Origin of the sequence: Cellvibrio japonicus Ueda107, from assembly GCF_000019225.1 — a bacterium.
Taxonomy (GTDB): Bacteria; Pseudomonadota; Gammaproteobacteria; order Pseudomonadales; family Cellvibrionaceae; genus Cellvibrio; species Cellvibrio japonicus.
The window spans coordinates 1,163,625-1,189,788 of sequence record NC_010995.1 but is presented as its reverse complement, the minus strand read 5'-3'; the positions used below and the strand labels follow the sequence as shown (position 1 = coordinate 1,189,788).

Genomic DNA, 26,164 nt, shown 5'->3' with positions numbered 1-26,164 from the left:
ACGCCATGATCGAGTTTATTACCAACAATCCTATCCTCAGCGCCCTGCTCGCCTTGGGCAGCTTGTCAGCGCTGTTCGGCGCCATCCTTGGATTTGCCGCCGTGCGCTACAAAGTGGAAGGCGATCCCATTGTTGACCAGATAGACGCACTCCTGCCGCAAACCCAGTGCGGGCAATGCGGCCATCCGGGATGCCGGCCCTACGCCCAGGCTATCGCCGGTGGCGAGGCTATCAACAAATGCCCTCCCGGTGGCCAGGCAACCATTAATGCACTGGCAGACCTGCTGGATGTGGAGGCTCCTTCCCTGGATACAGAACACGGCGAACACTCCGATGTGAAGAAGGTAGCCTTTATCCGCGAAGACGAATGCATTGGTTGCACCAAGTGCATCCAGGCCTGCCCCATGGATGCCATCCTCGGCGCCGCCAAGCAAATGCATACGATTATTGCCGATGAATGCACCGGCTGTGACCTGTGTGTGGAACCCTGCCCGGTTGACTGTATCGAGATGATTCCGGTGGTCCCTGGCCTGGATACCTGGAAGTGGGAGCTGCCCGCTACCAACCAGACCCCCAAGTTCCAGGTAGTCGCCGACCTGATTGCTACTGACCTGGGGCGGGGCGAGGCTTTTGCTGACACCGATAAAGACGCCGATAAAACAGGTAAAGCCGCGTAAATGACTAGCCTGATCAAGCTCTGGGAGTTGCCCGGAGGCATACACCCGCCACAAAACAAAGCCCAATCCCTGGCGTTGCCGCTGGGGCAGATCCCGCTGCCAACACAATTGATACTGCCCCTGAACCAACACATAGGCGCTCCCGCCAAACCTGTTGTGCAGGTGGGCGACCAGGTGTTGACCGGCCAGCTAATCGCCGCCGCCGACGGCACCTTCAGCGCCAATGTGCACGCCTCCAGTTCCGGCCGGATTGTTACCATAGCGCCTCATGCCATACCGCACGCCTCGGGGATGGCCAGCGAGTGCATCGTCATTGAAACCGATGGCCGGGACGAATGGATAGAGCGCCAGGAATGCAGTGATTACCTGGTTCTGGACCGCCTGGAGCTGCTCGCCAAAATCCGTGCCGCCGGTGTGGCAGGACTGGGCGGTGCCGGTTTCCCCACAGATATCAAACTCGCCCCCAAATCCACCCAGGTCATTGATACCCTGATTATCAACGGCGCCGAGTGCGAACCTTACATTACCGCCGACGACATACTCATGCAGGTCAACGCGCGTGAATTGCTTGAAGGTACCCTGCTCATTAGTCACATCCTGCACCACCCCAGGCAATTGCTGGTCGGCGTGGAAGACAACAAGCCCAAGGCGATCGCCGCGCTCAAGGAGGCCCTGCTGGAGCTGCGCCTCAACCGCGCGGAGGCTGCCAATATCCAGGTAGTGGCCATTCCCACCAAATATCCTTCGGGCGGTGCCAAGCAACTCACCCAAATCCTCACCGGGCGTGAAATCCCCAGCGGCCATCACTCTGCTGATGTAGGGGTGATTTGCGTTAACGTGGGCACTGCTGTCGCTGCCTGGCGTGCAGTACGCTATGGCGAACCATTGATTTCACGCATCACCACCCTTGTCGGTGAAGCACTGGATACCCAACGCAATATCGAGGTGCGCCTGGGCACCCCTATTGATTATGTGTTGCAAGTACACGGTTTTGATGCCCGCAAGGGCTCGCGCGTCATTATGGGCGGCCCGATGATGGGCTTTACCCTGCCCGACCTGCGGGCTCCCATCATCAAAACGACCAACTGCCTGTTAGCGCCAAGTGACACGGAAATGCCGCTGCCGCCGCCCGCACAGGCTTGCATTCGCTGTGGCCTCTGCGCCGAAGCCTGCCCGGTGGACCTGCTGCCACAACAGTTGTTCTGGTATGCCCAGGCTGAAGATTTCGAACGGCTTGAATCCCATAACCTGTTCGATTGTATCGAGTGCGGTGCCTGTGCCTACGTGTGCCCCAGCAGTATCCCGCTAGTACAGTATTACCGCGCTGCCAAAGGCAGCATTCATTTGCAAGAACTGGAAAAGGAAAAGTCGGATCGCTCGCGCCAGCGCTTTGAATTTCGCAAGGCGCGCATCGCCAAGGAAGAAGCCGAGAAAGAGGCCAAGCGCCTTGCACGGCAAAAAGCGGCCGAAGAGGCCAAAAAGAAACTGGCCGAGAAAGCCAGCAGCGAACCCGCAACTGCAGCACCAGCCACCGATGTGGTCAGTGCCGCTGTCGCCAAAGCCAGCGCAGCCCAACCGTCTCCGGAAGAGCAAAAAGCCAAGTTTGAGCGCTTATTAGCGGCGGCGAAAAACGGACTGGAATTCGCACAAAAACCCCTGGTAGTTAACGAGGCGGGAGCAGAAATCAGCGAAGAGCAACTGGAAAAACAAAAAGCGCGCATCAAGCAAGCTGAGTTAAAAGTTGCCGAGGCGGAGAAAAAACTCGCTGAATTTATCGCCAATCAGGCCAGTGCCCCGGCACCGGTACCCAACACTGCGGCAGCTGATCCTAACGACCCGGTCGCTGCCGCCATTGCCCGGGCCCAGGCTAAATTGGCCATGCCCCCCGGGGAAAAGGCCAAAGCCAACCTCGAATCCCTGCGCGCGCGCCTGGCCAAAGCCCAGGAGAAAGCCGATGCAGCCAAAGCCGAGGGCAGCGCTACCGCCGATGCCTTACAGCAAGGCGTTGAGAAGCTCCAACAAAAAGTGGCAGAAGCAGAAGCTGAGCTCAAGGCACTTGGCCTGGAAACAGCCCCGGCAGCAACACCAGCATCAGTGACGCCGGAAGCACCGGCCAACGCCGAGCAAAACGCCGCCCAAGCCGCCATTGAAAAAGCCAAGGCCAAGGCAGCCGCACTTGCCAACATGAGCGAAGCAGAAAAACGCATTGAGCAAGTGCAATCCCTTAAAACGCGTTTGGAAAAAGCCCGCGAGCGCCTGGCAAAAGCCGAAGCAGAAGGCGATGCCAATATCGAAGCCTTCCGCACCGGAGTCAGCAAGCTGGAAGAAAAATTGAAAGAAGTTGAGGACACCACTGCATAAATGGCGTTATTGAATATCACCTCACCCCATGCCCAGGGGGCCAATCGCACCAGCCGCCTGATGCTGCTGGTGGTCTACGCGACCATTCCCGGCATGTTCACCATGACCTGGTTTTTCGGGCCGGGGGTACTGGTCAATGTGCTGCTGGCCAGCATCAGCTGTATGCTGTTCGAAGCCCTGGCCATCAAAGCGCGCCAGCGTCCGGTCGGCTTTTACCTGCGCGATTTCAGCGCCCTGGTAACCGGCGTATTGATTGGTGTATCACTCCCGCCCTATTGCCCCTGGTGGCTGCTAATCAGCGGCAGTTTTATTGCCATTATCCTCGCCAAGCAGTTGTACGGCGGTATGGGCTTTAACCCATTCAACCCCGCGATGGTGGCCTATGCCCTGCTGCTGGTGTCTTTTCCGGTTGAGATGACCCAATGGGCGCAACCCAAGCCACTATGGGTTGACGGGCAACTTCCCGGCTTGATGGATACTTTGGCCAAGGTATTTTCGGGAGCGCCGATCGATGGTTATAGCGGCGCCACAGCGCTGGATATCATCAAGCAGAACAAAGGGCTGGTACTGGGTGACCTCTACCAGCAGCAACCCCTGTTGGCGGAAGGCCGCTGGGCCAGTGCTGGCTGGGAATGGGTGAATATTGCGTTTTTGTTCGGTGGGCTCTACCTGCTCTACAAAAAGGTGTACACCTGGCATGCTCCCGTCTCCATGCTGCTTGCCCTGGCCCTGATGGCCGCCCTGTTTTATGACAGCGGCAGCTCCAGCTCTTCGGGCTCCCCCCTGTTCCACCTACTGACCGGCGCTACCATGCTGGGCGCATTTTTTATTGTGACCGACCCGGTCAGTTCAACCGTAAGTACCAAGGGGCGGGTGATCTACGGCGCCCTTATCGGCATGCTGGTGTATGTCATACGCACCTGGGGCTCCAGCTACCCGGATGGTGTAGCATTTGCCGTGCTGTTAATGAATTTTGCAGCGCCCTTTATCGATTACTACACCACTCCGCGAACCTATGGCCATAAAAAGCCGCGCCGTGCGACCGATAGCACACCACGCAATGGCCATTGAGGGGGGAATAGACGATGCTTGGTAAGTCCATCAGCAAAAACAGTTTAATCCTGGCCGCCTTTGCTATAGCAACAGCCGGCACCCTGGCGCTCACTAACCTGGGTACCCAGGAGCGTATTGCCAATGCCGAGCGCGCTGCCCAGCAAAAAGCACTCTATGACATTGTCCCGCTGAGTGACCACGATAACGACCTGTTAACCGATACCCTGGATATCCCCCCCTCAGCATGGCCAGCGCTCGGGCTGAGCAACAATGAACGCAAGATTCACCGGGCGCGTCGCGCCGGGGAAATCATCGCGCTGATTGTTCCCGCTACGGCACCCGATGGTTACTCCGGCAATATCGACATGATTGTGGGGGTCAAGCGCGATGGCACCATTGCCGGTGTGCGTATCACCCTGCACAAGGAAACCCCGGGCCTGGGCGATAAAATTGAATTGAAAAAGCACCAATGGATTTTAAGCTTTAACGGTAAGAGCCTGCTGGTCCCTGTACTGGAAGAGTGGAAAGTCAAAAAGGATGGCGGCATATTTGACCAATTTGCGGGAGCGACTATCACCCCGCGCGCAGTTGTCGGCCAGGTCAAACGGGTATTGGAGTTTGTGGCCGCCAATCAGGACAACCTCTTTAATGAAGCCACCGCAACCGGAGGTGAGCAATGAGCGATGTGAGCTACCGAGAAATCACCGCCAAAGGCCTGTGGAGCAACAACCCGGCCCTGGTGCAATTACTGGGCTTGTGTCCGTTGTTGGCAGTCAGTTCCAGCGTGGTGAATGCCCTGGGGTTGGGAATAGCCACCTTGCTGGTACTGGTGATATCCAACTCGTTTGTCTCGCTGATTCGCCGCCAGGTGAGCGATGCAGTACGCCTGCCAGCGTTTGTGATGATTATTGCCTCCGCCGTTACTTGCACCGAACTGCTCATGAAAGCCTTTACTTACGAGCTATATCAAATCCTCGGACTGTTTATCCCCTTGATAGTCACCAACTGCGCGGTATTGGGGCGGGCGGATGCCTTTGCCAGCAAAAACAAGCTTATTCCCTCAGCTGTTGACGGTTTTATGATGGGTTTGGGATTTATGCTGGTACTGGTTGCCGTAGGTGCAGTGCGCGAGCTGTTGGGTACAGGCCACTTGTTTGGCGATATGCACCTGATTTTTGGTGAAGGCGCACGCAGCTGGCAGCTGAATATTTTTGGGGCAGACTACCCCAACGTTATTTTTGCCCTGTTACCTCCCGGTGCCTTTATTGTGGTCGGCATGTTAATTGCGGCCAAAAACTCCATCGACGCCCATCTGAAAAAGCGCGCTGATGCGCGTAAAACAGCGGTATCCACAGGCAGTAAACGTGTTCGCACTACCGGTGCTGTAAGCTAGCATCCCCCCGATTCAAGGAGCAGTTTATGTTCGATGACGAAAGTCTACTGAAGATGTATGAGCTGTACGTGGTGCCATGGGGAATTAAAGTCTTTTTTGCGCTGCTGATCTTTTTTATCGGGCAGTTTATCGCCAAGATGGTTGCTCGCCTGGTGAGCAAGGTGCTGAGCCGCACCAGGCTCGACAAGATCCTGATCGAATTCATCCGCTCGCTGATAAATGCGCTGTTGATGGTGTTTGTCATCGTTGCCGCACTGGACCAGTTGGGCGTCAATACCAATTCGGTGATTGCCGTATTGGGCGCTGCCGGCCTGGCCATTGGCCTGGCGCTACAGGGCTCCCTGCAAAACTTTGCCGCCGGTTTTATGCTGCTGATTTTCCGCCCCTTCAAAGCCGGTGATTTTGTCGAGGCCGCCGGCACATCCGGCAATATCGACAAAATTGGCATCTTCTCCACCACCATGCACACCGGGGACAACAAGCAGGTGATTATCCCCAACGGTGCGATCTACAGCGGCAATATCATTAACTATTCCTCCCTGGGTACCCGCCGGATCGACATGGTGTTTAGCATTGGCTATGGCGATGATATGAAAAAGGCACGCAACATCATCGCAGACATTATCGCTGCCGATGAACGTATCCTCAAAGAGCCGGAACCGCTGATCGCCGTTGGTGAGCTGGGAGCAAGCAGTGTCAACTTTTACGTGCGCCCCTGGGTAAAGGCCGGGGACTTCTGGCCGGTCCGCTTCGCCTTGACGGAAGCCATCAAGCAGGCATTTGACGACAATGGCATCAGCATCCCCTTCCCGCAGATGGATGTGCACCTCAATCGCCTGGATCAATAAATCCCCCCAGTCCCCAGCGTAAAAGCCCCTATCAGGGGCTTTTCATTTTGTGCCGCAAGCCTGCTTTTTACCTTGACGCTACTACGACCTACTTTTAACCTAGTCGCCCTTTTTGCCCTGGTAGATCCCGTTCATGACCTATTGTGTAGCCATCAAAGTGGATGCCGGTTTGGTGTTCTGTTCCGACTCCCGTACCAATGCGGGCGTAGACCAGGTAAGCACCTACAGCAAGATGTATCACTTTAATATCAATAACAGCCGTCAGTTAATCATCACGTCAGCGGGAAACCTGGCTACGACCCAGGCGGTGATTGCGCGCCTGCGCAAAGATATCAAGGACGGGGCCACCCCCAACCTGGCCTCGGTGGAGAACCTTAATGAAGCCGCAGACTATGTCGGTGAGATCAGCGTTGCCATCCAGGAAAAGCACGCCAATAACAACACCAATGTCAGCTTTGAAGCCAGCTTCCTGCTGGGAGGGCAAATCGACCAGGAAACGCCTGGCATTGTGTTGATCTATCCGCAGGGCAACCACATCACCACCTCGGCCCACACCCCCTATTTGCAGATTGGCGAGAGCAAGTACGGCAAGCCTATCCTGGATCGTATCCTCAAACCTGAAACCGGGCTGGATACCGCCTCCCTCTGCGCCCTGGTCTCCATGGACTCCACCATGCGCTCCAACCTGACGGTTGGCCCGCCGATTGAGCTGATGACCTGTGCCACTGACAGCTTCTTTATGCAGCACAGTGTCTTTGATGCCGATAACGAGTACCTGCGCTCCCTGACTAAATCCTGGGACAAATTAATTGTGGAGGCTTTTTTGCAGTTGCCTCCCGTTGGTTATATCCCGCCCCAGGAGGGGTAATCCATCGCTGGCAGCAGAATTCATTCTGCTGCCTCACAGGTTTTTTCCCGCTCCTGGACCAGAGAGGCTTCCTGTACCGCAATGGGCCAGGCATAGAGAATGGCCTTTACCAGCGTCGCCAGTGGAATAGCAAAAAACACGCCCCAAAACCCCCATAAGCCGCCAAATACCAATACCGCGAGAATGATGGCGACCGGGTGCAAGTTAACAGCCTCGGAAAACAACAGGGGCACCAGCACATTGCCATCCAGCACCTGGATTATGGTGTACGCCAGCATCAGATAAATAAACGGTGCCGACCAACCCCACTGAAAGTAAGCGACCAGGGCAACCGGAAGTGTGACCACAGCCGCGCCGATAAACGGGATAACAACCGATAACCCCACAGCAATCGCCAACAGGGCGGCATAGTTAAGCCCCAGGCAAATGAACGCGACGTAGGAAACCGCACCGACAATGACAATCTCAATCACCTTGCCGCGCACATAATTGGCAAATTGCTGGTTCATTTCCTGCCAGACCTTAGCCATGACCGGGCGATGGTGGGGCAGGAACCTGGCACACCAGGCCATGATCAGGCTGCTGTCCTTGAGAAAGAAAAACACCAGGATCGGCACCAGAATCAGGTAAATCATCAAACCGATCAGCATGGGAATATTGGTTACCGAAAAGCTCAGCACCCGTTGGCCCATACCGCTGATTTCGGCAGTCATCGATGCAAACAACTGCTCCAATTGCCGCTCACTGAGAAATTGCGGATAGCGCTCCGGCAATCCCATCAGCAACTCCTGCCCCTCAATCACCATCCGCGGTAATTCGTTAAAAAAACGCACCAGCTGATTCCACATAATGGGCATGATGAACAGCAGCAAGGCCCCCAGGGATACCAGTAACACCACAAAGGCAATGGTAACGGCGAGGTTGTGCCCCATGCCCCACTGGCGCAAGCGGGTCACCATACCCTGCATCAAAAACGCAATCACCATTGCCGCCATCATAGGAGCCAACACCTGCCCCATCGTGAGTATGGCCAATAGTGCTGCCGCCAATAACAGTAATAACAGCAGTGCTTCTTCGTTGGAAAAATAGCGATCAAGCCACTGTTGGAATATCTTCAGCATGGAGTTTTGCCATCCTGTCAGTGAGAAGAGGGAAAGAGTGCGGAGTATAAACTGGCAGCCATTGCCGTAAATGCTGTTTGACGCTCCAACAACAACCGGGTTCATCCAAAACCCGGACAGGGTGCAGACTGGTGCACTTATTGCTGCACCTCCTGGGTATTCAACAGGCATCCGACAGGGAAAACACAGGCTGTCACAGTAACCGTGCAGATATTTGCCATAATCGATTGCCCCGTTTGAAAACAGGCGCATACTCACATGCACCAGTATGAAACACACCTCCACCCGCTGCAGGAAGGCAAAGACCCATGGCTATCCGCGTTGCCATTCACCATAAGACCCACTATGAATTCGATCGCCTGACCACCCTTTTCCCCCATGTGTTGCGCCTGAGGCCTGCGCCGCATTCGCGCACCAAAATCCACAGTTACTCGCTTAACATCGAGCCCAGGCAACACTTCATCAACTGGCAGCAAGACCCGTTCGGCAATTTCCAGGCGCGCCTGGTATTCCCTGAGCAGACGCAAAAACTGAGTATCGAGGTAGAAGTCATCGCCGAGATGACCACGATCAATCCCTTCGACTTTTTTGTGGAAGACTATGCCGAGCATGTGCCCTTTGACTATGACACCCAGCTTAAGCGCGAGCTGATCCCCTACCTGGAAGTGACCGAAAGCGGCCCGCTGCTGCGCCAACTGGTGGATAACATCCGCGCCGACATACGCCATCGCCAACTCAGTGATCAACCCTGGCATATCAATGACTTTATGGTGCAGGTTAACCAGCAACTGCAACAGCGCATTGCCTATGGCATACGCCTGGAGCCGGGTGTGCAAACCTGTGAGGAAACCCTGGGCCTGGCCAAAGGTTCCTGCCGCGATACCGCCTGGCTGCTGGTGCAGGTGTTCCGCCACCTGGGCTATGCCGCCCGCTTTGCCTCGGGCTACCTGGTGCAGCTCACCGCTGATATCAAAGCCCTGGATGGCCCCAGCGGGCCCGAGGCCGACTTTACCGACCTGCATGCCTGGACCGAGATCTATGTGCCGGGCGCAGGCTGGATCGGCCTCGACCCCACCTCCGGGCTGCTGGCCACCGAAGGCCATATCCCGCTCGCCTGTACCCCCGACCCCATCTCCGCCGCCCCCATTACCGGCGCAACCAGCAAGTGTGAGGTGAGCTTCAGCTATAGCAATGAAGTGATCCGCGTATTGGAAGATCCGCGCGTCACCAAGCCTTACACCGAAGAACAGTGGGCTACCATTAACGCCCTGGGCGATGCGGTGGACAAGGCGCTGTGGGAGCAGGATGTACGCCTGACCACCGGTGGCGAACCCACCTTTGTGTCCATTGATGACATGGAATCCGAGCAGTGGAACACCGGCGCACTGGGCGCTGACAAGCTGCGCCTGGCCAAAGACCTGCTGCTGCGCATGCGCAACACCTTTGCCCCCAATGGCCTGCTCCACTATGGCCAGGGCAAGTGGTACCCAGGCGAGGAAGTGCCGCGCTGGGCCCTGGGCTGTTTCTGGCGCACCGATGGCCAGCCCCTGTGGCGCAACCCCAAACTGCTGGCACGGGTCGATAAAGACTATGACCATACCCACGAACACGCCCTGCAATTTGCCCAGCGCTTGTGCGACAGGATTCTGGTCAACCCCAAGCACCTGGTTTTTGCCTACGAGGACCCGGTTTATTACCTGATGACCGAGCAGCGCCTGCCCCCCGAGGTCAATCCGCGTACCGCCGATCTAAAGGATGACCTGGAGCGTCGCCGCCTGGCCAGGCTGCTCACCCGCGGGCTCAACACACCCTCAGGTTTTGTGCTGCCCATCGAGTGGAACTACCTGCACCACAATTGGCTGACCGGGCGCTGGCAACTGCGCAGCGAGGAGCTGTTGTTGATTCCCGGCGACTCGCCCCTGGGCCTGCGCCTGCCGCTGGGTTCACTCAGTTTTCCCGAGCATGATTACGAGCGCTACCTGCCGGAAGTGGACCCCCTGGCCGAACAGGAGCCCCTGCCTGCCAGCGGCACTATCTTCAACCGGCTAACCCATGGCCATGATGTCAACCAGCACACGGCCTACAGCGCCAAACCGGCCCAGACAACCAGCCCGCAGGTTGCTCCCAACGCCAAAAAAACGGTATCGCCAAAGGCTAACCAGGGCTACAACCACTACATAGAAGCCGGCTATGTGATCCGTACCGCCCTGTGCTTTGAGGCGCGCGATGGCCGCCTGCACCTGTTTATGCCGCCGCTCACCTACCTGGAACACTACCTGGCGCTGGTCGAAGCCATTGAAGATACCGCTGCCGAATTGAATATGCCGGTGGTCATCGAAGGCTATGAGCCGCCCAGGGACTACCGGGTGAAAAAGTTCCTGATCACGCCCGACCCGGGTGTGATCGAAGTCAATATCCACCCGGTCAATCACTGGCGCGAACTGGTGGACAATACCCTGGCGCTCTACGAAGACGCGCGCCAATCGCGCCTGGGCACCGAAAAGTTCATGCTCGATGGCCGCCACTCCGGCACCGGCGGAGGCAACCACGTTACCTTTGGCGGTGCTGCACCCGCCGACAGTCCCTTCCTGCGTCGCCCCGATTTGCTGCGCAGCCTGGTCACCTACTGGCAGCACCATCCAGCCTTGTCCTATCTGTTCTCCGGCTTGTTTATTGGCCCTACCAGCCAATCGCCACGGGTAGACGAAGGCCGCGATGAAATGCTCTATGAACTGGAAATTGCCTTCCAGCAAATGCCCGATGGCATTGTTGACCAGCCCTGGCTGGTGGATCGATTGATGCGCAACCTGCTCATCGATGTGACCGGCAACACCCACCGCGCCGAATTCTGTATCGACAAGCTCTACGCTGCCGGTAGCGCCAGTGGCCGCCAGGGCATCCTGGAATTCCGCGGTTTTGAAATGCCGCCCCACGCGCGCATGTCGCTGGTGCAAATCCTGCTGTTGCGCTGCCTGATCAGTCGCTTCTGGAAAGCGCCCTACCGCAAGCCGCTGATACGCTGGGGCACATTGCTGCACGACAAGTTCATGCTGCCCCACTTTGTGTGGGAAGACATGCGCGATGTGGTGCGCGACCTCAACGAGCATGGCTATCCCTTCCAACTGGAATGGCTGGCGCCCTTTGAGGAATTCCGTTTCCCCCACTACGGCCGTGTGCAACTGGACGATATTCAAATTGAATTGCGCTGGGCCATAGAGCCCTGGCATGTGCTGGGAGAAGAGGTCAGCAGCTTTGGTACTTCGCGCTATGTGGATTCGTCGATGGAGCGCCTGCAGGTGCGCGTCAGCGGATTAACCCCCGGACGCTACCTGCTCGCCTGTAATGGTCGTCGGGTACCGCTCATCGCCACCGGCAAGCTCAATGAGTTTGTCGCCGGTGTGCGCTATCGCGCCTGGCAGCCCCCCTCGGCACTGCATCCCACCATTGGTATACATGCGCCCTTGGTATTTGACCTGATCGATACCTGGACGGGCAAAAGTATCGGTGGTTGCACCTATCATGTGAGTCACCCCGGCGGACGCAGCTACGAGCGATTCCCGGTCAACGCCAACGAGGCGGAATCGCGCCGCGGCAATCGGTTCTTCGATTTCAACCACACGCCCGGCTTGTTGCCACCAACACCCGCGGGAAAAATCCTGCGCGATTTTTTCGAAAACAAACACCCGCCGCGACCCATGGCACCACCACCGGAGGAAGCCGCCGGCGAATACCCGCACACGCTGGATTTACGGCGCCCGCCAACGGCCTAGCACTACAGGGAAAAACCTATTCGCCATAAAAAAATAACGGGTCCATAAGCCCGTTATTTTTTTGTCCCGCCACAAAACCCGCAAACACTATAAACAACCACTCAAACTATTAATCCATCCTTCAACCACCGCTATGCCCTGGTCGTCCGGAATACTCACCCCCAAGGGCGGCATACGATGGGCATCGGTGCGCGCCATGCGCAAGGGGATAATCGATTCACCTGCCACCCCCGGTTTTAACAAACGCGCATCAGCAATACCCAAATTGCCAAACGATGGAATCTGGTTGCAATAATGTCCTGCCAGCCAATCCGTTGTATAGCGGAAATCCATACCGCCGCGCCCCGGCCCGTTGGGCTGATGGCAGTTGGCGCAGTTACTGTGTAAATAGGCGCGTGCACGCGTACCCGGATCACCATCCGTTGATAACGGATTGGGCATTTGCACCAGCTCCCCATGCGCGCCCGGATTTTCAGCGAAGTAGCCAACACTCGCCAGGGTTTGGATTTGATTGGCGATCAGGTTGCCGGGGTAAATAAAATCGCGATTGATTTGCGCGGTTTCCAATCCCAGTACCCGCTCAGCAGCGGGGTTGCCATTGGGTGCAGTATGGCAATTCATACATTGGGCGCGCGAGGGATAGTGCCACCATTGTCCTGCTACCCATTTGGTTTTGCCCGATGCCAGTAAAACCGCATCGGTTCCCGCGTCATTCCACTCATAGGAATACCCCGCCCACTGGCCGTTGCTGTGCCTGACCAATAAGCGCGTTTCAACCGGGCTGCCTTGCAATAAAAAGGTTTTAATTAACACGCTGCCAATAGGAAAGGCCCAATCATGGTTTTCCTGGATACTGATCTCTGTGTCATTCGGCAACGCGAAATAGCGCTCCTTGGCTGCACCATCAGACCAGAGTGGGCTGTTGATATCATAGGCAACCACACCGGGCACCGGTGTGTGTATATCCTGCGGTTCGAAACACCCTGTCTCACTCAAGCGCTCAGGAAAATTATCCGCCGCAGGCGCACTGGTACGCGCCAGGCGTTCAAAGCCACCCCAGGAATGGATGCGCCAGATATTGCCCGCATTGTCTTCGGAAAAACCGGGGGACGAACCGCCGGAAGGCACCAGATCTTCGGCAAAAGGTTCGCCGTCATTATCGTAGGAAATCGTCGTTACACCGGAGCGAATAAAATCACCAAAAATATAGCGCCCCTGTAACTCCGGCATGGCGGCGCCGCGATATACATAACCACCAATAACCGCTACCCAACCATCGCTGTGCGACAAATCCACAACCGGTGCCAGGGATTGCTGGCCATTAACACAATTATTGCAACGGTCATAATTGCCCTCGCGGAATGGCCAGCCATAATTGCCGCCCAGCACCACTTTATTGATTTCTTCGCGCTCGCCTTCACCGACATCTCCCACCCAGAGGTCACCGGTCAGGCGATCAAAACTGGAGCGCCAGGGATTGCGAAAACCCCAGGCAAAAATTTCTGCCGCACCGCCACCATGGGCAAAGGGATTATCCGCCGGAATGCCATAGGGCGATCCTGTGTCGACATCAATACGCAATATTTTTCCGTGTAGTGACGTTACATCCTGTGCGATATGCGCAAAATTATTGGCGAGGGGAACACCACCCGGCCCCTCCCCGCGATCGCCCAGCGCAATATAGAGATAGCCATCGATAGGGCTAAAACCAATCCATCCCCCCTTGTGGTTGGTCCAGCGTTGATTCAAGCGTGTATCACTTGCATTCAACGGAGCCAATATATCAACCGGCTGGGTAAAACTGAGGCCGTCGCTAGACACGGTATAGCGGCGTACAACACTCACCATGGACACATTGCTATCGCTGATGTTGTAGGTTTGGCGCGAGGCGGTGAAAAAAACATAGGCATAGCGATTGGCTGCAAAATCCGGATGGAAAGCCAATCCCAGGGCACCACCCTCACCGGTGGTGACAACCTGGCTGGAAAAATCGACCGCCAGGCTTGCATTTGCATCACCCAATACAAAACTGCGAATACGTCCGGGTCTTTCCACCACATAGTAGCGATCATCCACACCGGGTGCCTGGGCCAAATAAATCGGGTCATTGACTCCGGAGGGCACAGTCACCCATTCAAAACTGTAATTGCCCAATGCAGACGGCGGTATCTCCGGCGCGTGGCAGCTGTTGTTGGCAGCACGTGTAGCCAAACCCGATTCAACCCGCACCGGCGCAGAGCTGTCACTGGATGAACTGCTGGCGCTGGATGAGCTGATCACACTACTTGAACTGGATAACTGGCTGCTACTGGACGATATAGACGAAAGCGAACTGCTCGATACAGTCGCACTGGAAAGACTGCTTACGGAAGAAGATGACGAGGATGTGACGCTGGAACTACTATTTATTGCAGAAGACACAGAGGATATAACCTGTGCTGAAGAAGAAGTCCCCGAACCGGAACTGCCACCAGAACCTCCACAAGCTACAACAAAGAACACGGTCGCGATGATGGTAATTATTTTTATAGGTGACATTGCAACATTCCTTCCAGATATCGAATTAATGTGAGGGAGCAACGGCCAATAACTCCGTATAACGGAGCGTCCATTAAACGCCCCTCACTCCATGAACTCAATACCACTCGTCTGCAATAGCAGTCGCTGATCCAGCCCGCCATCACTATTACCAAATTCAAATGGATACCACAGAGTCTCACCGGAAGGTTTGCAAAGGTAAACACAGGAAGCAGTGGCAGTGAACCCCGGGGTTCACTGCCACTGAATTATGTTAACAACCGATATTGCCCGCCCCCGCAGTCGTGCCCAGGATATTCAGGAAACGGTTGAACTCATTGATACGGCTCTGCACCTGGGCAGGGTTACCGCCATTGCATTCCAACGAGCCATTGATGGTGCGGATGGTCTCACCAAAACCATTACCATTCACAATGGAGCTATGCGCCGGGCGGAAACCGGCACCGGATTGCGTCATCCAGAACCAGAGTGCTGTCTGCCAGGCCACCTTGGCATCGCGCTGAACCAAATCGGGATCGGCACGCAAATTCAAACCAAGGGCATCACCTGCCGCGCAGTAGTTGCCATTCCAGCTCAACTGGATTGGGCCTCGACCGTAATAGCGCTTGCCCGGTGCACAGGGGCAGGTTGCCGGGTTGCCATCCCAATCGCCACAGTATTCGCCCTGGGCAATTTCCGTCACATGAACCAGTCCGCCCGTTTCGTGCGAGAAGTTCGCCAGTGCCGCCGCCGCTTCACGTTTTTTCATCGCTGTATCACCCGTACCTGCAAATGCCGGATAGGTTTTTGCGGCCTCTACCAAACCTGCATAGGTGTAAAAGGGATTGCGATTGGGGAACATCTGGTTGAACTGGGCTTCGCTCACAATAGCGCTAAACCCGGTCGCCGGAGGGTTGCCGGTTGTTGCACGCACGATGATGGAGGATGTCCGATCATTGAAATTGCTGAGGCAGCTGCTGTCGCCCCTGACCGTCACCGACGCACCGGAGAAATCCCAGTTTTCGAACAATACCGCCTCATAACCAGCGGCAACACGAATCGACGATACCTGGTCATTGCGCGCGCCCAGGGCAGTCATAGCATTGACATCAAAGGAGCCGGTATTGAAACCAGCCGACCAACCGCCGTAGTTGCAATGCTCGTAAACCGTTACCAGGCCGGTGGTACCGCCACCACTGCCAACCACTTCAATCCAGTTAAAATTCCAACCTGCCGTCTGGGCGAAAACCCCCAGATTGTAGGTACCGGCATTGATATAGACCGTGCGACTAACCGTGGTCCAGTTTTGCCAGCCTCCGGTTGCCGGGATTGAAAAATTCCCCAACTGGATCGCCCCGCCATTTAAGTCCACGGAGGCCGTAGCGCCCGAGGGACTGGCAACGCGCAAGCGAATGGTGTAGTTACCGCTGGCAGGAATCGAAAGGCCGCTGTACACCAGCCATTCTGTCGCCTCTATCCAGCCGACGTTGTAGCCGCCCCCCGAATCATTGGTGATCTCAATATCCACGGCATCGCTGCGATAGGCACCGCCACTATTACCGGGGCTGGTATCGTAGAAATTCGTATAGTTCTCGGCCTGGAACACCACTGCCTGTGAAGGGAGGGCAAGCCCCCAAAGCAGGAAACCGGCGATGAATAGCCGCGAGTAATATTGTTGTAAACCTGTTAGAAAAGTACGCATGGTTGTTGTCCTCATTAGTTTAATCGTGAGCGCCAAGTCCCAGGCACTTGTCCTCTGGATGAGCTGCGTGTCCAGTTCAATTATTGTTATGGAATAAAATGGAAGCGAACCCTCCTGCCTGATAATCCCTGTCGAAGGGAAATGCGTCCGGTTACGCAGGAAGGTACTCGTAAATCATCAAATAATCATTGCAGAATGGCCAGTCCCAGTTTGCGTAATCCGTGAACTGCAACTCCTGGATTCGAGGTTCGACTTTTTTCCGCTGGTATTGGCACTGGCTATTATGAGGACTGCCGCCTGGCGCAAGTGTTATACCCGTCGGATTGCACCGAATAGGTATACACCTGTCTGCCTGGAACAATCTGTGCAGTTAATCCTTGCCATTTCACGGTAGTTTCCGTTTAATGACTTTGACTATTCACTGTGTAGAGACCTGTGCTGTCAGGCTATGTTGCCCCGTACAGGCTCCATTGATAAGAATCTATTCCGCCTTATGGAAATCCAGGTCAATACACCTTTAGTACGCTTGAGCACACCCGCAGTGCCCCCAGCAGAATACCCTGCCCTGATTCAGGGCGTGGACGAGGCATATCACAGGGAGGGGCACGTTCGCGCCCATTGGGAATACCTGCTCAACAGCCTTCATAACATGGGCCCCGAGCAGATCAACGAACGGCAGCAAAAAGCCAGTCGTATCCTGCGTGACGACGGTGCTACCTATAAAGTTTATGACGAACCCAACACCAACCAAACCTGGCAACTCAACCCGGTACCACTGCTGATCAGCAGCGATGAATGGGAAACAACTGAAGCCATGCTGGTTGAGCGCGCCGACGTGTTTAACTTATTGCTGCAAGACATTTACAGTGACCGGAAACTGATTCGCCAGGGTGTCATTCCACCGGAATTATTATTTTCCCACCAGGGATTCCTGCGCCCCTGCAACCAGATCAAATTGCCCGGTGCACAACAATTAATTTTGCACGGTGTGGATTTAGTGCGCGGCCCCGATGGGCATATGCGCGTAATGGCCGACCGAACCCAGGCGCCTTCCGGTGCGGGTTATGCCCTGGAAAACCGCACGGTGATGAACCGGGTGTTTCCCAGTTTGTTTCGCGACAGCCATGTGCACCGCCTCTCATTATTTTTTGCACGCCTGCGCCAAAAGTTGCAGGCGCTCAATCCCAATGGCGGATTGGCGCGCATTGTTGTGCTCACCCCCGGCGCCTATAACGAAACCTATTTCGAACACGCCTATCTCGCCAATTACCTCGGCTTCCAATTGGTACAAGGCAGCGACCTGAGTGTCCGCAATGGCTATGTCTGGATGAAAGCCCTGGACGGTCTAAAACGTGTCGATGTTATTTTGCGGCGCGTGGATGATGTGTATTGCGACCCGGTGGAGTTAAAAGGCGATTCACAATTAGGTGTTCCCGGTTTACTGGAAGTTGCACGCATGGGCCATGTGGCAATTGCCAACCCGCTCGGTTCCAATGTGCTGGAAAACCCCGCACTGCTGCGCTACCTGCCAGATATCGCGCGCGCACTGATTGGCCGCGAATTGAAAATGTCCAGTGTAAAAACCTGGTGGTGTGGCGATAGCAAAGACCTGGAATATGTCTGCGCCAATTTAAAAAACTTACTGATCAAACCCACTTATCGCCGCCCCGGCCTTTATGAAGTGTATGGTGCAGAGCTGGACGACACCAAACTGCAAGCCTGGCAAAACCGCATCCGCAAAAACCCCTACCAGTTTGTTGCCCAGGAATACGTCCCCTGCTCCACAACACCCAGTTGGCACCAGGGGCAACTAAAACCCAGTGCCTCTATCCTGCGCACCTTTGCTGTTGCCACCGACAACGGCTACGCGGTAATGCCCGGCGGATTAACACGGGTCAACCTGGATGCAGGCAATAAAATTATTTCCAACCAGCGCGGCTCCGTTTCCAAGGATACCTGGGTATTGGCATCGGAGCCGGAAAAGCGCGTTAGCCTGCGCAATCCCGATTTGCAAACCCCGCTCGACAACAGCAACGAACTCCCCAGTCGCGTTGTCGAAAACCTGTTCTGGATGGGCCGCTACGCCGAACGCGCTGAATCAGCCCTGCGCCTGTTGCGCACCGTCGCCCTACAGCTCAATCGCACCGAAGCCTTACCGGGAAATATTTGTTGTGCGCTGCTCAGTGCTATTACCCATGTCACGTCAACCTATCCGGGTTTTGCCAGCCTGAACCCCACCCTGTTCGATAGCCCGGAACCTGAATTGATGTCAATCCTGATCGACAACCAGCGCATTGGCAGTGTGGCCAATAACCTGATTGCGATGATTCGCTCTTCTGAGCAGGTAAAAGAACAGCTCTCCAGTGATACCCAGCGGGTTATCAACGACATTGGCGACCGGCTCGAACAAATGCGCAACCTGATCAACGAGAGCGGCCTCGCCAGTTCAGAAGAAGTACAGGCGCACCTGGTGACATCACTCCTGGCATTGACCGGGCTCATCCATGACAGCATGACGCGCGACAATGGCTGGCACTTTATGGAAATGGGGCGCCGCATGGAGCGCGCCTTACAAATTGTCAGCAGCCTGCGCTCCCTGCTCACACCGCGCTTTGATGAACTGGGCCAAGAAGTGTTGATTGAGTCCGCCCTGCTCAGCGGCGAGGCCCTGATCAATTACCGCCGCTACTATCAAAACGGAATTAATATCGAAAACGGACTCGAAATGATCTTGCTCAACAGCCGCAACCCACGCTCGCTGATTTACCAGCTGGCACAATTGGAAATGCACTTCAGTGACCTGCCCGGCAACCGCGATCGCCTGAGCCAGGAAAGCAAATTCCTGCTCGAAGCCACCACCGCTATTCAATTAAGTGATATTAAAAAACTGGTGGGTAGTAAAAGCGGTGTCCGTGAAGATTTGGATCAGCTGCTTGCGCGTGTACAATACCTGATTAGCAGCGCCGCCAAGGCTATCAGCCAACGCTACTTCGACCACACTCAGGGCCCACAACTGTTGGTGAAAAATACCGAGTGGCAGGAGCAGCTATGAAATACATTATCCGCCACAGCACCCGTTACCAATACGCCCTGCCGGTCAGCAATTGCTACAACCTCGCCTATGTATTACCGCGCGACACCAATACCCAGCTGGTGGAAAAAAGTGAAATCAACATTTCGCCCAACGCCACTATGCACAACACGCGGCACGATTATTTTGGCAATGCCTTTTTACAATTTTCCATCGAGAAGGATCACCAGGAACTGGATCTGACTGTTACCAGCCATCTTCAGGTGCAGGAGCCCGTCACCAATATTAACCTCGATTTCGGCAACCCTTGCACCTATGTCAAATACCTGCTGAAAAATAGCCATGACTTGCAAACATTGAGCGCGCGCGAATTCATGCTCAACTCGCCCATGGTACAGCAGCATGCTGATCTCGCTGATTATGCCCAGAGCTCCTTTGGCGACGACCGTCCCTTTTTATCCGCGGTGATGGATCTGACCCAGCGCATTTTCCGCGACTTCACCTACGACCCACAGTTCTCCGATGTCGCCACACCACTGGCCGATGTGCTCAAGCACAAGCGCGGTGTCTGCCAGGACTTCGCCCACCTCGCCATTGGCTGCCTGCGCTCCCTCGGTTATCCCGCACGCTATGTCAGCGGTTATCTTGAAACCCTGCCGCCACCCGGCCAGGAAAAGCTCGTCGGTGCCGACGCAACCCATGCCTGGTTTGCAGTCTACTCCCCCGGCGAAGGCTGGTACGAATTCGATCCCACCAACAACAAAATGATCAGCGAGCAACACATCACTACCGCCTGGGGTCGCGACTACTCCGATGTATCCCCCCTCAAAGGTGTCATCTTCGGCGGCGGCCAGGCACCGCAATTGACCGTGTCTGTCGATGTGCAGAGAATTGGCCAGGGCTGATACGGGAAACCGTTAACACGCTCTACAATATTCCCAATTCTCTAACGCAATAGCAGAGCCAATTACACAGAAGACCTCTACAGTGTTTTTATGGCGTTGAACCTCGCCCGCTAAAACCCGCCAGCTTAAACACTGGATAAGTACGACTGCATTTCATCGGCGATTTGTGCACGCATTTGTATCAGGCGAATCGCCGATTCGCGCATCGCAATATCCTCTTGGGTTTGCGGCACCCATTCCGGCACCTGTGTCGGGCGCCCCTGTTCATCGACTGCAACCATGATCGCTACACAATGGGTTGTCAGCTCTTTTGTAACGGAGGTCGGAGGCCCTGAACGCACCTCAATCCCCAGGTGCATGGAGGTGCGCCCGGTGTAGATCACTTTTGCATCCACTTCCACCATATGCCCGACATGGATAGGTTTCACAAAACGCATGCCGCCCATATAAGCCGTGATGCAATATTTTCCACTCCAGGCCGATGCGCAGGCATAAGCCGCCAGGTCGATCCACTTCATGGCCGCACCACCGTGTACTTTGCCACCAAAATTAATGTCGGTCGGCTCTGCCAAAAAACGCAGGGTCAGGGATCGCTCAGTGCCAGGCATGATGTATATTCCTGTGAAAACCAAAGAGAAGGGAACCAATGAGTTAAAGCAGTCATGGCAATATACACGCCATAACGCCACAACGGCTACCACCCCTGCCGGTTTAGGCCAACTTTATAAACCTGCTAACATAGGCCATGAATACCAAACGTCCAAGGATTTACCCATGTCGGGTTTACACCGCACTATTTTCCTTATCGTCCTGATGGGCTGGGCAGTACCAACCTGGGCCCAGGAATATACTCCTTCACCCGGGGCAGTGGTTCTGCAAGTGAAATATGCCCCCTGGGGTTTTATCGATGCCGATGAAGACGAGTTTGCGCTTTACGATAATACTTATCAGAAATACGACATGCATTTTGAGCGCAGCATCGGTGCCCGCCTGATCGCGTCACCGTTTTATATCAGCCTGCAGGAAAATATCACCCAGATTGACCACCCCATACCGGATGCCAAAGTAAGAACATTTTCAGCAGGGTTTGCCGGTATTGTCCACAATCCGGAAATTTTTTCCTCCAATACCTACATTATCGGCGCCCTGGGCCTTGGACATGGTTCGTTTAGATTTAAAGATCCGTTAAAAGACGATGACGAATATTTCTTTGAAGGCAATGCAGAGTTTGGTTTACAACCGGTAAAACATTGGTTGATCGGTATTGGTATCGACTGGCAGCATTTTGGTCGCCCGGGGGAAAGCAAGGCAAATTATTGGAACCTTTATCTCAGTACCGGTCTGACCTTCGATTAACCCGACAGATATCATCACGACAGAATAGCCAATAGGGATCATATGCGTGACTCCATCTGGATGCTGATCAGCATCATTCAACAAGCCATGATCCTGCTGCACTTTGCCTTGGTGATTATTTTTGCTGTGCGTGTGATTATGCAGCGTTTACCGGTGGGAGCATCCCTGGCCTGGTTACTGGTATTGGCGCTATTACCTTACCTGGGCGTGGGACTTTATTTATTGTTTGGGGAGCGCTACCTGGGTGTGCGCCATGTCCATCGCCGCGAACGATTAAGGCAAACGCAGCAAATTCCAGCGCTGCGCCGTATGGATGGCATCAAGCAAGCCTGGCATAACTTCCACCCGGCCAGCCTGGCACTGGCCAGGCTGGAGTTTCAAACCGCAGGCATTCCGGTATTGGGTGGGAATGACCTGGAATTCCTGCAATCTGCCAAAACCACTATTGATGCCATGTGTGCCGATATCCGCACTGCAGAAATTAGCTGCCATATGGAGTTTTATATTTGGCATCCCGGTGGTATCGCAGACCAGGTAGCCGATGCCTTACTGGACGCTGCAGGGCGTGGTGTCCGCTGTCGTATCATGCTCGATGCGGTAGGCAGCGCTGCATTTTTTAAATCGTCGCTGGTGAAAAAACTGGTGCACCCCAATATCGAACTAATCAAAGCCTGCCCGATTCGATTGATTCCCGCCAAGCTCGCGCGCTATGACCTGCGCAGCCATCGTAAAACCCTGGTCATCGATAATCGTGTCGCCTATATGGGCAGCTTTAATTTGATTGATCCCAGCCTGTTTAAAAAATCTCTGGATGTAGGGGAATGGATCGATTTAATGGCGCGAATCCAGGGCCCCATCGTCAATGTATTTGATGCGGTATTTCGCTGGTACTGGAATATAGAAACCCAGCAGGAACTTCCCTTGGTGGAGCACAAGATAGACATTCGCCGCGATAAAACTGTCGCCCAGGTGGCGCCCTCAGGGCCAGATAACCTGGATGACAGTATCCTGCAAAGCCTGTTACAGGGCATTTATTCGGCTGTACGCCAGGTGGATATAGTCACGCCCTATTTTGTTCCCGGTGAAGCGCTCGAACAGGCGATGATTATTGCCGCGCGCCGCGGGGTTAGCGTCAACCTGATTTTACCCAGGAAAGTCGATTCATTCCTGGCGCGCCATGCAGGCCATTCTTACTTTGATAAATTGATGAAAGCCGGTGTGCATATTTATCAATTTGAACAAGGGCTGCTGCACACCAAGTGTGTGATTATCGACCGTCAGCTGGCTTTTTTTGGCACGGTCAATATGGACTTGCGCAGCCTCTGGTTGAATTTTGAAATGACCATGATTATTTATGACAAGCCCACAGCCAAACGCCTGGCCCAGATCGTGAACGATTATCGTCACCAGGCCAAACGATTGGACTTGCATCGCTGGCAACAGCGCGGGCGTTTTTCACGCCTGCTGGAAAATATTACCCACTTGTTCAGCCCATTGATTTAACGGACTTATATCAGTACGAACCCATCCGCCTATTGTGTATTTTGGTAAATGCCGATGCGCAAATGCACCCAAGTCGAACGCAGCAAAAACTATCGGTTATAACGGGTAAAAAAATCCGGGTTGATGAATAAATTATGCCCTGTAAAAAAGGCCAGCAATTGCTGGCCTTTTGGGATGGTGTCTTTTACAACAACCTATTACAACACCTTATAGCAGCACGATTTAATCGCTGCACACAAACGTCCAGGAACCATCACTTCCCGGAATCGAGTTGGTCCACCAGTTAGCGCGATACACCGAGCCTTGGTAAGCCATCTTGTCACCACCAACGGCATGGGAGGGATTGCCCGCCCAATCTTTCTGTGGCCAGTTGGGGTAGACATTGACACCGTCCGTACAACTGCCGGTACTGCTGGAGCTGGAGGAAGAGCTGTTACCTGTTGAACTGCTTGATGATGAGCTGCTGGAAGAGGTTGCCAGCACCGCACCGCGCGCATAATCAAAACTCAAGGCATAGGTTTTACCGCCAAAGGTCACCGTCCAGTTGGAATACATACTGGTCGGCAGCTTTTGGGTAAAGGTAAAGGTTCTGCTCGCACCGGGGGCCAGGGTTTCATAACCGGGCAGGCTGAAACGCGCGCGGTTAAAATCGCTATCCAGACCTGTGCCGATGTTATTACCGGTGTGGCCGACCTCAATGTTTTGAATAGCCAGTCCGGATTGATCGCCAATATTACCGGTATCAGAGGTACCGTAATCAAACTCAAACACCGCACCACCGGGAATGGTCAGGGGGGAATTGTTGGTGAGTGTCAGTTTTCCGGTAATCGGGAAATTGCTGTCACCCACCGGGTAATCACCCAAGCTGAAACTCATGGCGAGCGTTTCTGTCGGCATGGTGCGATTGGCTTTGCGCGCCCCGTAAACACTGGTATCGGCAAATTTTTCGTAGAGTACCGTGGTCATGGTATCCCCTACCGTACACGCCTGAGTGGGATCATTCGGGCAGGCAAAGTCGCCGGACAACTCCCAGAACATAATGCCGCCAATGCCTTTATCGATCACATAATCAGCCTTGGTGCGCAGTGATTCTTCATCTTCGGTCGAAATAAAGACTTTGGTAGTGGCATTCCACAACCAGGGGCTTACCGTCACCGGATCGTAGAAACGCTGGTAGGTACCAACCAGATTTGCGGCGCTCAGGTTGTATGCCGACAGGTAACTGGCAGCAATATTGCGCTCCAGGTTTTTCGCATGCCACATGGGGTTTGCACCTGCTGCAACTTCGGCTCCGTTTTCTATGTCGTGCCAAATATTGTCGATGCCGACAGCGCCCTTACCGCACACGGTTAACCCAACCGCACACTGGTTGCTGGTAGGCGATTTACCCCAGAAGCCATTGGTGCCACCGCTGACATCGCGCCAGCCGCGCGTGTAATAAGGCACACCGATATTAATGCGCCCGGCAGGCATGGAGCCGCGGAAATAGTGGTAGCCCCAATCGGTATTCAAATAGCCGATACCGTAAGCGCTGTAGAAGCTCCACTTTTGCAATTCACCATCATTGCCATCGTCAAACAACGGGGCTTGCGGACCGACAAATTCGTTCCAGGCACCGTGCAGGTCGTAGCTCATGATATTCACGTAATCGAGGTATTGGGTCACCTGGTACATATCCATACCGCGCAGCAGGTAACCGGACGATGGGGCCGCAACGGTTAGCAAATAATGTTTGCCATCCTGTACCGAGGCAGCATCCAGTTTTTCACGCAGGGTTTTCATCAACGCCACATAGCCACTCATGAGTTTTGCACGGCGCGCATTGGCAATGGACCAGTCAGCCGGATTGCCCGCATCTTTCATCGAGGTAGCATATTCGTAATCGATATCGGCCCCGTCAAAATGGTAGGTGCGCAAGAACGCCACGACAGAATCGGCAAAGGTATCGATATTGGCCTGGCTGTCGGTGAGGGTGTAAAAACCACCACTCGCAACACGCTCGCCGTTGCCGTCAAAATAACCGCCGGTTTCCGCCCAACCGCCGACAGAAATCATGGTCTTCACTTGCGGGTATTGCTTTTTAAATTTGGTTAACAGGTTGAAATGCCCTTTATAAGACAAGCTTGGGTCCATCTCTGCACCGGGTACATCAGGCCAGGTGAGACCTGTCGATGGGTTGCTGGGACTGGTCACATCTCCCACCGAAATTTTATTGTTTTCAATATGCGCAAACGCGTAATTGATGTGGGTAATCTTGCCCCAGGGGATATTGTTGGCCAGGTAACGCGGTGTGCCATTAGCCCCCAGGCGCCAACTGGGGAAGTAACCGATAATGCGGCGATCAATCGCCATTTTTTCACGGCCCTCACTGTCGTACACCGAGCAATAGGGAACATCCTGCCCCGGCGTGCGATACAAGCCATCGGGTCGGCAGGCCTCATTGCCCGACACAATCACACTCGAACTGGCGCTCGACAAGCTCGATGCAATCGACGATGAACTGGATGAAATAACCGAGGAAACAACGGACGATGAAACCACAACGGATGAACTCACTGAGCTAACAGACGATATCACCGAGGATTGGACAGAAGAGGATTGAACGGAAGAAATAACAGAGGAGGCCACCGAAGAGCTGCCCGTGCTGTTACAAGCGCCCAGACCACTCCAGGCATTGGTGTAAGCCCAGCCCACACCCGGTTCATAAGGGCCGCCAACCGTACACCAACCACCTACTGTACATTGATAGGCATTGCCCTGGTTTTTAACAATGGCGCCTGTGGCATAGCTACTGCCATTGGCATATTGCGGTACATTCGTGCAATCGTAGGCCTGACTTGACGCGGCCCATAGGGCAGCCGAGCCTAACATGGCCAGCGTGAAGATCTTTCTCATGGTTTTCTCCAGTCGTTAAAGACACATGTACCTGTGTCTATTCAAGTTTGTTGTTGTGATCCCTTTGCTTTATCGAATTTCCCGGGTACATCACTACTGGAACCAGTAGCCTCCTTGAGGCCAGGGCAAGGCCCTGCTTTTTTTCAGGCAGCACAAGATCCTTC

General features: G+C 54.6%; 18 protein-coding genes. 13 read left to right on the top strand and 5 right to left on the bottom strand.

Annotated elements, in window-relative coordinates:
- The first annotated feature begins 5 nt into the window (after window positions 1–5).
- The 7 genes from rsxB (at window position 6) to CJA_RS04915 (ending at window position 7,200) form a co-directional block, all read left to right on the top strand.
- Window positions 6–677 carry an electron transport complex subunit RsxB gene (gene rsxB / locus CJA_RS04945; protein WP_012486655.1) on the top strand — a complete coding sequence of 224 codons (672 nt, stop codon included), beginning with the start codon at window positions 6–8 and terminating at the stop codon, window positions 675–677.
- Entirely contained in the window at window positions 678–3,038 is a 2,361-nt protein-coding gene (gene rsxC, locus CJA_RS04940; RefSeq protein ID WP_012486654.1) for an electron transport complex subunit RsxC, read from the top strand. It abuts the gene before it with no gap.
- Window positions 3,039–4,109, top strand: a complete 1,071-nt coding sequence (gene rsxD, locus CJA_RS04935) for an electron transport complex subunit RsxD (RefSeq protein ID WP_012486653.1) — start codon at window positions 3,039–3,041, stop codon at window positions 4,107–4,109.
- 14 nt (window positions 4,110–4,123) lie between these two features.
- Complete coding sequence (rsxG, locus tag CJA_RS04930) at window positions 4,124–4,771, top strand: electron transport complex subunit RsxG (protein ID WP_012486652.1); 648 nt, start codon at window positions 4,124–4,126, stop codon at window positions 4,769–4,771.
- The gene (locus CJA_RS04925) at window positions 4,768–5,484 is read left to right on the top strand and encodes an electron transport complex subunit E (protein WP_012486651.1); all 717 of its coding nucleotides are present in this window, start codon (window positions 4,768–4,770) and stop codon (window positions 5,482–5,484) included. The genes rsxG and CJA_RS04925 overlap by 4 nt, the downstream gene beginning before the upstream one ends.
- Before the next feature lie 26 nt (window positions 5,485–5,510).
- Window positions 5,511–6,332 carry a mechanosensitive ion channel family protein gene (locus CJA_RS04920; protein WP_012486650.1) on the top strand — a complete coding sequence of 274 codons (822 nt, stop codon included), beginning with the start codon at window positions 5,511–5,513 and terminating at the stop codon, window positions 6,330–6,332.
- Between the two features lie 133 nt (window positions 6,333–6,465).
- A complete protein-coding gene (locus tag CJA_RS04915; RefSeq protein WP_012486649.1) occupies window positions 6,466–7,200 on the top strand; it encodes a proteasome-type protease in 735 nt (244 codons plus the stop codon).
- Window positions 7,201–7,220: 20 nt separating this feature from the next.
- On the opposite strand, the gene CJA_RS04910 is transcribed toward CJA_RS04915, so the two are convergent.
- Window positions 7,221–8,321: an AI-2E family transporter gene (locus CJA_RS04910; RefSeq protein ID WP_041551113.1), complete on the bottom strand. Its 1,101-nt coding sequence runs from the start codon at window positions 8,319–8,321 to the stop codon at window positions 7,221–7,223.
- 308 nt (window positions 8,322–8,629) lie between these two features.
- On the opposite strand from CJA_RS04910, the gene CJA_RS04905 reads away from it, so the two are divergent.
- A complete protein-coding gene (locus CJA_RS04905; RefSeq protein WP_012486647.1) occupies window positions 8,630–12,091 on the top strand; it encodes a transglutaminase family protein in 3,462 nt (1,153 codons plus the stop codon).
- Between the two features lie 87 nt (window positions 12,092–12,178).
- Here CJA_RS04905 and CJA_RS04900 read toward each other — a convergent pair whose 3' ends face one another.
- Window positions 12,179–14,302 (bottom strand): PQQ-dependent sugar dehydrogenase, encoded by a 2,124-nt coding sequence (locus CJA_RS04900; RefSeq protein ID WP_158304052.1) that lies wholly within the window; start codon window positions 14,300–14,302, stop codon window positions 12,179–12,181.
- On the opposite strand from CJA_RS04900, the gene CJA_RS19445 reads away from it, so the two are divergent.
- On the top strand, window positions 14,283–14,663 hold the full coding sequence (locus tag CJA_RS19445; RefSeq protein ID WP_012486645.1) for a hypothetical protein: 381 nt from the start codon (window positions 14,283–14,285) through the stop codon (window positions 14,661–14,663). The two genes, CJA_RS04900 and CJA_RS19445, sit on opposite strands and share 20 nt — an antisense overlap.
- A 219-nt stretch (window positions 14,664–14,882) precedes the next feature.
- Here the strand turns inward: CJA_RS19445 and CJA_RS19710 are convergent, their stop codons facing one another.
- Complete coding sequence (locus CJA_RS19710) at window positions 14,883–16,310, bottom strand: glycoside hydrolase family 19 protein (RefSeq protein ID WP_012486644.1); 1,428 nt, start codon at window positions 16,308–16,310, stop codon at window positions 14,883–14,885.
- A 448-nt stretch (window positions 16,311–16,758) separates the two neighbouring features.
- On the opposite strand from CJA_RS19710, the gene CJA_RS04880 reads away from it, so the two are divergent.
- Entirely contained in the window at window positions 16,759–19,362 is a 2,604-nt protein-coding gene (locus tag CJA_RS04880) for a circularly permuted type 2 ATP-grasp protein (protein ID WP_012486643.1), read from the top strand.
- Window positions 19,359–20,246, top strand: a complete 888-nt coding sequence (locus CJA_RS04875) for a transglutaminase family protein (RefSeq protein WP_012486642.1) — start codon at window positions 19,359–19,361, stop codon at window positions 20,244–20,246. The genes CJA_RS04880 and CJA_RS04875 overlap by 4 nt, the downstream gene beginning before the upstream one ends.
- Before the next feature lie 125 nt (window positions 20,247–20,371).
- On the opposite strand, the gene CJA_RS04870 is transcribed toward CJA_RS04875, so the two are convergent.
- Window positions 20,372–20,854 carry an acyl-CoA thioesterase gene (locus CJA_RS04870; protein ID WP_012486641.1) on the bottom strand — a complete coding sequence of 161 codons (483 nt, stop codon included), beginning with the start codon at window positions 20,852–20,854 and terminating at the stop codon, window positions 20,372–20,374.
- Between CJA_RS04870 and CJA_RS04865 the strand changes: the two genes are divergently transcribed.
- Together CJA_RS04865 and cls are read left to right on the top strand one after the other, a co-directional pair.
- Complete coding sequence (locus CJA_RS04865) at window positions 20,853–21,602, top strand: hypothetical protein (RefSeq protein WP_148208806.1); 750 nt, start codon at window positions 20,853–20,855, stop codon at window positions 21,600–21,602. The genes CJA_RS04870 and CJA_RS04865 overlap by 2 nt on opposite strands.
- A 42-nt stretch (window positions 21,603–21,644) precedes the next feature.
- Window positions 21,645–23,105, top strand: a complete 1,461-nt coding sequence (gene cls, locus CJA_RS04860; RefSeq protein WP_012486639.1) for a cardiolipin synthase — start codon at window positions 21,645–21,647, stop codon at window positions 23,103–23,105.
- A 222-nt stretch (window positions 23,106–23,327) separates the two neighbouring features.
- Here the strand turns inward: cls and CJA_RS04855 are convergent, their stop codons facing one another.
- Complete coding sequence (locus CJA_RS04855; RefSeq protein WP_012486636.1) at window positions 23,328–26,000, bottom strand: glycosyl hydrolase family 18 protein; 2,673 nt, start codon at window positions 25,998–26,000, stop codon at window positions 23,328–23,330.
- Window positions 26,001–26,164: the final 164 nt, after the last annotated feature.